Below are 9,245 nucleotides of genomic sequence, written 5' to 3' on the forward strand. Positions count from 1 at the left end.
CGCCAGCCCCGGGCCCCTTCTCAACCTCTCGCAACGCTTTGGCCGCTCTTTGAGCTGCGACATGTCGTTCGGTTATGTCGGCCAGGGTGCCGAGCCGCGCCTCAGCATTAATCGCCGTGCGATTCTGCCGAGTGAAATGGTTGTCTCCGGATAGGTCATTTGAAGATTTTCCTAGGCTCAGCATGGCTTCATTCCTCATGCGGGCACTCTCCGCCCCTGCCACCCCGGCCAAAATCGCGTCGATAAAAACGTTGATCAACGACGAGAGCACGATAGGATACGAAACGAAACGAAAGCAGCGCCTGTAAGCCATTGATTAAGAATGGAAAAATATTTCTCCCTCCGCCGGGAGACGAAAGTGATTTCAAAGAAATATTCAAGCGGTTGGCCGCAGCGGGTGCTGGTAGGCCATTGGGCAAGGACGGGTTTCCTGCAGGCCCATGGACGCCCGAGCTTCTCGCCGAGGCGATTTCACAGATCGATTCCAACCGGATTGGGGTCGATCTGCGAACGGTGCAGCTTTGGTTTCAAGAGAACGAGAAGGGAATTAGCACTGCCAATATTCGTTGGCTGGCGAGGGTTTTTGGCTGCGATGATCCGGCGGCAACCAGCGAATGGCAGATGGAGCTTAGTGCGGCGCAATCGCGGTTATCGGCCAAGAGACGAGAATGGAAGAGAGCCGGAAGCAGCGTTGCACAGGAGATTCCAGACACAGCACTGGCTGCGACCTTGGATGACGACACAGCGTCTCCGGCAGAGCTAAAACGGGATACTGACGCCAAGGGGCCGAGGCGGCGTTTTAGTTTGGCGAGGAAATCGGAGGCGTTTTTTAGTCACGGATCTCCCCTGAATTTACCGGCGTCGGTGTTTGCCGGCATGACCGCCCTCGGCTTTTTGTCGTACATCATTGGTATCCACAACGTCACCTACGAGCGAGCGGACGGGCTCGTTAAGCAGGTTGGATTCCTTTGGGCCGCAAATTGGACACTCGACTTTATGGTGTTCTTACCGCTGTTTTTCTTCTTCGTTATAGAGTTGCTGGTCTTCTGGAAAAGTGAGGGGCGCAGAAAGCTCGCAGCGCAGGGCGATCAGGTGGAAAGCGACGACGCCTGGTTGCGCAACGTTGACGCTTCCTCGTACACATATTGGTCGGTTTTTTTGATTTGCTTGCTGTTCGCGGGTCTTTTTCAATGGATCGGCGTGTCCTTGATCCCGTTGATGAAGGGCGGTGGCAACTATGCCATGGATTGGGGAAAAATAGCTCTTGTGCGTCCTGAGGTCATATCTGTCCCCGAAACAGTCGTTTTTACGGGGCTCGCTTACCTATACATGTGCCTGGTTTTTTATCTTTTCTTCGCAGGTCTCATTTTGCTCTATACGGTTGTTCATGATCTTTGGAGAATTGGAGACGGATTGAAGAAGCTGCCGCATGTTGATCATCAGCAAGAGCTCAATCAAGCCGGCCTCACAGTGATGCGTGGGGTTTTTCGATGTACTGTTTTGGGGGTTCTGGTCGCCATATGGATGAAGGTCCAAAGCTCTTATCTGGCATCCAGTGGTGAGAATATTGTGGCGTGGTTGGTCGGCGATATGTCTTCGATGTTCCAAGGTCGCGATGATGTGAGCACCGGGTTCCGCTATCGTATGCCGACGCATTACAGCAGCCTTCTTATCGTTATTTCGACCTGTTTTGTATTTCTGTATGGCTCCATCCGATTAGGTGTCGGAGGTCGATTTCATGCGCCTTTGTGGAAGATGTCGGCGGTCGTGGCGTTACTTGTTGTCAGCTACTTGTTGATCGACACGTTTGCCGGCTTTTCCACCCTTCTGGCCATTTCAGTGCTAGTCGCACTATACGGCCTGTTCGATCCAGGATTAGGCCGCTGGCGAGCGAGCGAGTTAGGAAACAATCAGAGTGTTTCATAGTTGGCTCGATCGTTGGGACGAACGCCGGGCCCTTCGCGGAGAGGAAGGGAAGAAACCAGCGGATTTCGTCCTTGACGCGGAACGCGCCTTTCCAGGTGCGAAGAAGATAACAAGTATCGAGGAATTCTGTGCCCTTGCGGACCAAGCCGTGGCTGATCCAGCCTTTTTCGATGAGCCGAGTGTGAGTGATCAGGGTTTTGAAAGGCTAGATGGGTGGCTCAAATTTTCATCGGACATTTCTACTGATATCGAACAAAACAATGTCGTCTCGGCGAAAATCACAGAAAGCGGGTCGTTCGATCAGGCGATGGTGATTTTTCACCATTGGAATGCAAGCGCCCGGAATCGTCAGATTGCCAACTTTTTCTCGCGGCGTGGTATCACGGTTGTCGAGATTGCTATGCCTTATCACTTCGAACGCAGCCGTCCCGGTTCCGTGCACGCCGACTATATGCTTAGCCCTAATCTCGGTCGAACGATCCAATCTGTAAGGCAGGCAGTGTTGGATGGGCGAAAACTCATACGTTGGTTGAAAAGCGAAGGCTATCGAGAGATTTCGGTTCTCGGACTGAGCTTAGGTTCGTGGGTTGCGGCCATAGTCGCGGCACACGACTTGGCTGTGTCAAAAGCCTCGTTGTTTCTGACGGCGGGGAGTCTAGCGGATATGGTTTGGACGGGCCGGGCGACACGATCGATACGCGATAGCCTTGAGCCTGAGATTGAGCTGACCGATCTCAGAAGGGCCTGGGGTCCACTTAACTTGGAGAATTACGCGCATAGTTTGGCGCGGCCTGATCTCGATCTTCAGGTTGTGTTGGCTAAGAGAGACAAAGTGGTGTTGCCAGAGCTATCGGAGAGATTCATGCAGAGGCTGAAGGACGCCGGGGCTAGGCCAAATATTTTGGAATTAAACTGTGGTCACTATTCGCTCGCCATGCCGCCTTACATTTTGTTGGCCGGTTTGAGCTTGAAGCGGTTACTAAGGCGCGGCCGTTGAGCGGTTTCTGTCGCCTGCTGACAAGTCGGCCCGACGAGCATGAGTTTAGCGTTGGCCGGTCAGTTCACCAGCAAATTCTCTGGTACACCCGGAAGGATTCAGGCCCTTGCGGCTTCCAGGACAAAATTCTCCGCGCCGCCTGAGTTTTGCGAATTATGTCAGTTCAGGTCATTTGCTCGGCCCCTTGTAGGACATACCGATCAGCCTGGTCGTGGTTAGCCGTTTCCCACAGCCTTCTCGAAGGTGGGGTCGGTTCCGGTAGGGGGCGCCCCCAGATTCATCACTTTTCGTGTCGTGACGCCGGTGAGGTTGATATGCTGCCAAATGAGCCGTCATCGCTATGGCATCACCCGAATGGCGCCGCCGCGTCCATCACCATCGCCATTTCGCTTTCCTCGAGCCGGGCCTCTGCAGCGATCAAGAACGCCGAGATATAGGCCAGTTTGTCGATCGACTCCTGATAATCGAGCGGGCGATACTCCATGACAATGCGACGGGCCGTAGCCTCTTCCGTCACCACGGCCAACAGTGCGCTCGCATAGGCGACGCTACTGACGTCGCCGGCAGCACGACGATCGTCCCACTCTCGCACGACATCAGCCGCGGCCTTTTGCGCCGCCATATGCCGCTCTGTAATTTCGGCCAGGCTCAGCCCGGCCCCCTCATTCCTCGCTTCAACCATTGCCGCATCAGCTCCCTTTCAAGCGGCCACCCTTTGTCCCTTCCAGTGGAAGGCAGGGCAGGCCTCGTCCTGCCCCTGCCCGTCCGGCGAGGACCGGGAGAACGGGGGACAAGCTGAAAACCGGAAGGGGGATCGCCCACCCGAAGGGCGGGCCGGAGTCCGCCGAGCGGATTCCGGCCGGTGCTGCAGGCCGTAGGCCGAAGCATGGGGAAAGCCGGTTTTCTGCTTGTGGGGGAGAGAGGGCAGAGCCCTTTCTTCCCTCTCAGTCACTTGAATGTGGTTGAAAAATTTCGATCAAATGCACGAGGGGCAAACGTGCGACTGCTTACATTTGGTAATTTCTTGTCACTGTAGCGCGCTTCTCATGCGATTCTGTTGCCAACGATCAATATGGCGACCTATTCGACTTTGTTTGGTCTAGGTTGCATTTCCGCCGACTGTTACACGCGAGCCGCCTTTTGAACGTTGATGCTCCGCCCAAACGCGTTTGACCTGGCTTTCGCTGCATCCTGCGAGTCTAGCAGTGCGAGCGATGCTGTTTCCGCCCGTTCTCAGGGCGACGATTCTTTCGTGTGTCGCCGCATCCGCCTGTCTGCCGGCGTATTTGCCGTTGGTCCTGGCTCGATCGATGCCCTGGCGCTGGCGCTCACGCCGATCCTCGAAATCGTCACGAGCGACCTGCAGGGCGAGTTTCAGCAACATCTCTTGCACCGACTCAAGGACAATCTTCGCGACGCCCTCAGCGTCGGCCGCGATATCGCTCAGATCGACAATGCCGGGCACGGCAAGCCGTGCGCCCTTCGCGCGGATCGTCGCAACGAGCTTTTCGGCTTCTGGCAACGGCAGGCGGCTAATGCGGTCGATCTTCTCCGCAATGACGACCTCGTCCGGCTGGAGGTCAGAGATGAGGCGCAGCAGCTCCGGCCGATCGGCGCGAGCACCCGAAGCCTTTTCGCGGTAGACACCGGCGATGTAATAGCCGGTCGACTTCGCCTCGTCGACGATCGCCTCTTGTCGAGCCAGGTCCTGTTCTTCGGTGCTGACCCGCAGATAGATCCGCGCAACGCGCAATGCGGGGCGCTCGGGCCTATTCATGCCTTCCCCGCGGCTCGCTCGTCTTCGTATTCCAATTCCCGCGCCGCCTTGGGAATCAGTGCCAACCACTCTGGGCCGACGCGCTCGATGGCTTCGGCGAGTGTGTAATGCATTTCGGCCAGCCAATCGGGCCGATTAAGCACGAGGGCGGCGGCCAACTTCTCGCTGGTGGACAGGACTCCAAACCCGCCGTGCTTGGCGTCACGAGCTTTGGTGATGATGTGCTGCAATTCGCGGTCGGTCACGGATCGTCCCCTCTGGCCATTTTGAGTATACTTCACGAAGCCTAGCTTATGAGCCTGGCTCAAAAATCTAAATAGCAATCCTAATGGACCATGCTGGTTTCCAACACCCTTTTGAGCCAGGCCTGTGATCTGCGAAACCATCATGATAGCGGCTGCGACGGATTCTCCCGACAACCGAACTTACGAGCTCCTTCGGCGATGAATGGTATTTTACGATTGACGTAAACCGTAAGAATCAGAGAGAAATCAGATTATTAGAAAAGATGGCGAATCATGTCCCGGCCTGCCGTCCATCCCGGTGAAATTCTTGCCGACGAACTTAAGCAGATCGGAATTTCCCCGACCGAACTGTCGCGACTTATTAACGTCCCGCCTAACCGCGTGACGCAGATTATTCACGGCCGACGCGACATCACCGCCGACACGGCCCTACGTTTAGGTCACTGGTTTGGTAACAGCGCGGAGTTTTGGCTTAACCTTCAGGCCGCCTACGACATCCGAGTTGCGAAAGAGAAAGCCGGGGAACAAATCGCGCGTCTTCCAGTCCGTGCGGACCGTGTTCGGGTCGAGATGTAGCCGGTCGACGCAAATGACGATAAGGGCAATTACGCGCCATTGCGGAGATCCGAATGGCCGAATTATGAATGAGCATGAGGGGGGGTAATGTCGTCGCTGTATACTGATCTGGCCAAGGCCCGACCACACTGGGCTAATGAAGAAGAGGTTCGGAAAAGCTGGCTGAAGCACATCGAGAACGACCTCGGCATCACGTTTCATGCTGAACGCGGCCGCAACGACGCCTCCTACAATCAGGTTATTATCGAGTTCAAGGGCAAGGGCCTTTTCAAGGGAAGTACGAAAAGCCCCCCCTTCAAGGAAGCAATTTTCGATCGGCTGGCGAAGTATGTAAAGGCCAGATCTTTTGCAGAGGGAATTCCGCTGGAGGATTATATCGGTATTGCGACGGATGGCGACCACATATGCTTTGCCTTTTACAAGGACGGTGCTATTGCGCACAGGAATCTTCTGCCGTTCAATGAAGCGTCCATCAGTCTTGTTGCGCAGGCCTGTGCCGATTCCAAACGCCGAGCTGTGACCGCTGAGAATCTTGTCGAGGATTTCGGACACGGTTCGGAAATCGGGCGGCTGATGATGGGCAGCCTGGCAGCCGAACTCGAACGGCAGCTTAAAAGCAGCGGCAACAGCAAAGTGAAGATGCTGTTCGAAGAATGGCGCACACTGTTCGGACAGGTGGCGGACCTATCCGCTGCGCAGGCTGCGGAAATCAAACGGCAGATACCGCTAACGATTGCGCTTCCCAAGGCGGACGCCGTTGCTGCGCTGCTGTTCGTGATCCACACCTACAACGCCTTTGTCATGAAGATGCTGGCGGCAGAGATTGTCGCGGAATATGGTCTCACCGCGCATCCCGATTTTTGCGAACATTTGCTTGGGTACGAAGATGACGACCTTCTGCAAAAGCTTGATGTGGAGGTCGAGCGGAGTGCCTATTTCGAGGCTGCCCGCATCAAGGGCTTCGTCGAGGAAGCTGTCTTTTCCTGGTACGCCGACGCATTGCTGTCAGCAAACGGCCGGGCAGAAATATGCGCAGGCATCCGCTCGCTCCTGACGCAGCTTTCGCTTTACCGGATGGACGATCTCAGCGCTGCGCGGTCCAAAGACGTATTGAAGGCATTCTATCAAGCGCTTGTCCCGGAAACGCTCAGAAAGGCGCTCGGCGAATTCTATACACCGGACTGGCTGGTGGATGTGGCCTGTGATCGCGCAGACGTTTCCGATTGGTACAAGGCGCGCGTCCTCGACCCGACTTGCGGTTCAGGTTCCTTCCTGCTGGAAACCATCCGAAGAAAAAGAGCAATCGGCGCGAAGGAAAAGCTCCCGCCGGAAAAGGTCCTCCAGAACGTCCTGGATACGACCTGGGGGTTTGATCTCAACCCGCTGGCCGTGCAGTCATCCCGCGTCAACTTTCTTATCGCGATCGCCGATCTTGTTGGCGTGACCAAGCTTGAAGTCGAACTGCCGGTTCTTTTGGCTGACGCCGTTTATTCACCGGCGCATTCACCGCAGGAAGATAAAGACTTCGTCGAATACCGCATCGGCAGCGCGCAGTCGGATCTCCGGGTCGTTCTACCATGGGCGCTGGCCTATGACCGCAAGCGTCTCGACGACGCGTTCGCAACGATGGCGGAAGCCGTCGAGGATGAAAATCCGTACAAGGTTGTCGAGAAGCGGCTGCTTCAGCGCGATATCATCACCGCTACGGAGGCAAAGGATTGGCGGGAGGCACTAAGCGAAACCTACGATCAGGTTCTGGAACTTCACAAGAAGTCCTGGAACGGCATCTGGTTTCGCATAGTCAGGAATTTCTTCTGGTCTGCGGTCGCGGGTGAGTTTGACGTAGTCGTAGGAAATCCCCCTTGGGTCCGCTGGTCAAATCTTCCCGAAATGTATCGCGAACGCATCAAGCCGACCTGCGAGCAGTATGCGATTTTCTCTGAAACGCCCTATCACGGCGGTAACGAACTCGATATTTCCGGCATGCTGACCTACACGGTCGGCGACAAGTGGCTCAGGCAGGGCGGCACGCTCGTTTTCCTTATTACGCAGACGCATTTCCAGTCGCCATCCTCGCAAGGATTCCGCAGTTTCAGGATCAACGATCAGGCGAATCTCATCCCTGTCGAGATTGACGACCTGAAGAAACTGAAGCCCTTCCCAAAGGTCGCGAATAAAACCGCGATCATGCGGTTGAAGAAGGTGCCTGCCGCCCAGCACGCGACTTATCCCGTTCCTTATCGAGTGTGGGAAAAGGCATCGGGTTTCGCTGCCGCTATTCCCGATACGAGCGTTAAGAGTGACGTTCTCAAGAGGGTGGACATCAGGACCCTTGAAGCCAATCCGGTCGATGGCGGCAACTCCCCATGGGCGATACTGCCGAAAGGCCGCTTTTCAGCGATGGCGGCAATCCAAGGCACAAGCGACTGGCTTGCCGGAAGGAAAGGGGTCACAACCGACCTCAATGGCATCTATATGGTGCGCATCGTGGACACGAATAAGAAGGAAGGCCTCGTTCAGATCGAGACCAGACCGGAAGCGGGCCGCACGGATATCGGCCCTGCAAAACGCTATTGGGTCGAGCCCGATCTGCTGTTTCCGCTCATAAAAGGAGCTGGCGATTTCTCGGCTTGTGAACTTCATGTCGAGGAAGAACTGTTCGTATTCGTGCCCAACCACGGCATCGTGCAGGCCGAATATGCCGCCGCCGAAAAACGTCTGGCGAAGCTGAAGAACACCGCTGCCTATTTCCGTGCGTTTAAGACCGTTCTGGGTAAGCGATCCACATACCGGCTGCGGCAGAGCAGTGCGCCGTATTATTCGATCTACAATGTCGGCGCTTATTCCTTTGCGCCGTACAAGGTCATCTGGGCGGAATTGTCCACCACGTTCGAGGCTGTCGTTGTCACGGCCGGGCGCGTTCCGCTTGCCGGGGAGAGGCCGTTCGTACCGGATCATAAGGTTTATTTCGCGGATTTCGACGACGAAAATACTGCCTATTTTGTCTGCGCTATGCTCAATTCAGCAATGGTGAAGGAATATATAGAAAGTCACACCATCCAGATTCAAGTCAGCAACATATTCAAACACATGAGTATCCCGCGTTTTAAAGCGGCCGACGCACGACATAAGAAGATCGTGGACTTGTGCAAGAAGGCTCATCTCGCGAAGAATGATGCTTCGCGCGCTGCAATTCTTGATGAAATGAATAAACTATCGGAAGAAGTGCTCACGGGGAAGAAATTCACGAAGGGCTAAGGGAAGGTCGGGGGGCGTATGCCGGCACTCCAGAAGATCATCGATATCCAGAAGGTCGGACGCTTCGAGAAACTGAATGCGCCGGGCAGCCTCCGATTCTTCCCGGTCACTCTCGTCTTTGGCGAGAACGGGTGGGGCAAATCCACGCTCGCCGACATACTGCGCTCGCTCACCCGCAACCAGCCTGACATCCTCCGGGGCCGGGAGACGCTGGCGACCGGTGGCCGGCAGAAAGTCATCCTGCTGGTGGACGGGCAGCAGTCCGCCTTCGACGGCTCTGCCTGGACCGGACCGCGACCACGGATCGCCGTGTTCGACCAGGTTTTCATCAACGAAAACGTCTATTCCGGCGACTCCGTCTCGCACGACCATTTAAAGCGGCAATACGGCCTTGTCGTCGGCGCCGATGGCGTGGCGCTGATCGGGCAGATTCAAACGATCGATAAAGAGCTGAAGGAAGTCGGGC

The 9,245-nt window shown here is 55.7% G+C and carries 8 protein-coding genes and 1 pseudogene; 5 read left to right on the plus strand and 4 right to left on the minus strand.

Annotation, left to right across the window (positions count from 1 at the left end; all coding sequences use genetic code 11):
• The coding region (locus tag E5X88_RS33000; protein WP_292168414.1) for a hypothetical protein at positions 1-199 on the minus strand (199 nt) is incomplete at its 3' end.
• 113 nt (positions 200-312) lie between these two features.
• On the opposite strand from E5X88_RS33000, the gene E5X88_RS33005 reads away from it, so the two are divergent.
• A complete protein-coding gene (locus E5X88_RS33005) occupies positions 313-1,926 on the plus strand; it encodes a hypothetical protein (protein WP_292168416.1) in 1,614 nt (537 codons plus the stop codon).
• Positions 1,916-2,923 (plus strand): dienelactone hydrolase-related enzyme, encoded by a 1,008-nt coding sequence (locus tag E5X88_RS33010; RefSeq protein WP_292168418.1) that lies wholly within the window; start codon positions 1,916-1,918, stop codon positions 2,921-2,923. The genes E5X88_RS33005 and E5X88_RS33010 overlap by 11 nt, the downstream gene beginning before the upstream one ends.
• 346 nt (positions 2,924-3,269) lie before the next feature.
• Here the strand turns inward: E5X88_RS33010 and E5X88_RS33015 are convergent, their stop codons facing one another.
• The 3 genes from E5X88_RS33015 to E5X88_RS33025 all read right to left on the minus strand — a co-directional run bounded on the left by E5X88_RS33015 (position 3,270) and on the right by E5X88_RS33025 (position 4,945).
• Entirely contained in the window at positions 3,270-3,605 is a 336-nt protein-coding gene (locus tag E5X88_RS33015) for a hypothetical protein (protein ID WP_292168420.1), read from the minus strand.
• Positions 3,606-4,022: 417 nt separating this feature from the next.
• On the minus strand, positions 4,023-4,700 hold the full coding sequence (locus tag E5X88_RS33020) for a recombinase family protein (protein ID WP_292168422.1): 678 nt from the start codon (positions 4,698-4,700) through the stop codon (positions 4,023-4,025).
• Positions 4,697-4,945, minus strand: coding sequence for a hypothetical protein (locus E5X88_RS33025; RefSeq protein ID WP_292168424.1), 249 nt, complete (start codon positions 4,943-4,945; stop codon positions 4,697-4,699). Before E5X88_RS33025 ends, E5X88_RS33020 begins: the two co-directional genes overlap by 4 nt.
• Positions 4,946-5,218: 273 nt before the next feature.
• Here E5X88_RS33025 and E5X88_RS33030 point away from each other — a divergent pair, with 273 nt between their 5' ends.
• From E5X88_RS33030 to E5X88_RS33040, 3 genes and pseudogenes are all read left to right on the plus strand, one after another.
• Positions 5,219-5,521: a HigA family addiction module antitoxin gene (locus E5X88_RS33030; protein WP_292168426.1), complete on the plus strand. Its 303-nt coding sequence runs from the start codon at positions 5,219-5,221 to the stop codon at positions 5,519-5,521.
• 87 nt (positions 5,522-5,608) lie between these two features.
• Complete coding sequence (locus tag E5X88_RS33035; RefSeq protein ID WP_292168427.1) at positions 5,609-8,779, plus strand: N-6 DNA methylase; 3,171 nt, start codon at positions 5,609-5,611, stop codon at positions 8,777-8,779.
• Between the two features lie 18 nt (positions 8,780-8,797).
• Positions 8,798-9,245 (plus strand): annotated as a pseudogene (locus E5X88_RS33040) (hypothetical protein); the annotation flags it as partial.

It is taken from the genome of Mesorhizobium sp. (assembly GCF_004962245.1).
GTDB lineage: Bacteria > Pseudomonadota > Alphaproteobacteria > Rhizobiales > Rhizobiaceae > Mesorhizobium.